Source organism: Streptomyces sp. NPDC041200 (assembly GCF_055591805.1).
Map to the genome: position 1 here is coordinate 1 of NZ_JBVIZF010000131.1, position 1482 is coordinate 1482.

1 protein-coding gene is annotated in these 1482 nt (G+C 69.1%); it reads right to left on the reverse strand.

The features are described from left to right. Positions 1-1482, reverse strand: a 1482-nt coding sequence (locus ACZ6CL_RS42955; protein ID WP_468947024.1) for a condensation domain-containing protein, incomplete at both ends; no start/stop codon positions are given.

Here is a 1482-nt window from a genome sequence, read left to right on the forward strand (position 1 = left end):
ACCCCACCACCAGCCACCACCGCCACCGCATCCCCCGCCCCCACCACACACTCCTCAAACCGCCCCAACACCCCACCACCAACACCCGGAACAACACCCACACCACCACTCAACCCCGCCAACAACTCCACCTCACCCCCAGGCAAAAACACCTCCCCCGCATCACCCTCCACATCACCCGCCATCGCCTCCAGCACACCCCGGTACATCGCCGCCAACCGCCCCGCATTCACCCGGCTCAACACCCCCGTATGACTCTTGAGCCCGATCCGCCTGGAGAGCGTGGTCACCGCCAGGTCGAACTCGGTGGTCCCGGGCGCCATGCTGGTGTCGAGGTCGACCGCGCCGTTGTCCAGCCGGTCGAAGTCGACGTGGTTGAGGAGGACGTCGACGACCCGTCTGCCGCCCGCCATGCGCTGCATCTCGGGCATGGGGAACCGCCGGTGCGGCCACATCCCGGCCTCCCGGACGAAAACGTCCCGCACCAGCTCACGCCACGTACGCGCCCGCCGGTCGAAAACGAACGGCACCGTATTGAGGTGCATGCCGTAGACGCGGTCGGCGCCCACCGCTTCGGGCCGGGTGTGCGTGACCACGCCGACACTGAACCGCGGCAGGTCGGTCAGCGCGCTCAGCACCTTGCCGTGCGCGGCGACGAGCACGCTCTTCAGCGAGGCGTTCGCGGCGGTGGCCAGCGCCCGCAGTCCGTCCATCAGGTCGTCGAAGGGCACGGACACCCAGTACGCCTCGGACGGCCCGGCGCCGTCGCCCCAGCCGTCCGGCAGCCGGAACGTCGGAGCGGTGTCCAGGACGTCGGCCCAGTAGGCGCGGTCCTCCTCTGAGGCCAGGGAGCGCAGTTCACCCGCGATGGAGTCGGCGTACCGGACGGAGGTGTCCGGCAGCGGTTCCGGCTCCTCGCCGTCCCTGATCCGCAGATAGCAGTCGAGCAGTTCCCTGAGGAGCGAGTGGTAGCTCCAGCCCTCCACGATCCCGTGGAATTCGGTGATCGACAGCCACCAGCCGTCGTCGGCCAGATGTGCGCAGAGCCGGAGCATCGGGGGCCGGGAGAGGTCGAAGAAGCGGGCCCGCTCCTGGTCGTGGAACTCCTCGAAGAACGCGTGCAGGGCCCCGGCGTCCAGACCGCGCTGATCGCGTGTCGTGACCGGGATCAGCGCCTCGGCGTGCACCAGCTGCATCGGTACCGAAAAGGTGTCCAGATCGAAGGAGGTACGCAGCACCTCGTGCCGCTCGGCGACGATCCGCGCCGCCTCCCGCAGCGCCTCGGGAGAGAAGGGCCGCTCGTCGCGCATTCGGCTGGTGGCGACGTTGTGGTAATTGCTGTGCCGGTCGTGGGTCAGCATGTCGACGACCATGCCGATCTGGGCCTGCGCCATCGGGTAGGCGTCGGCCAGCCCTTCAGGCAGCTTGGCACGGTCCTCGTCGGACACCAGCGCGAACCGCTCGACCGGCGCCTCCACCGAA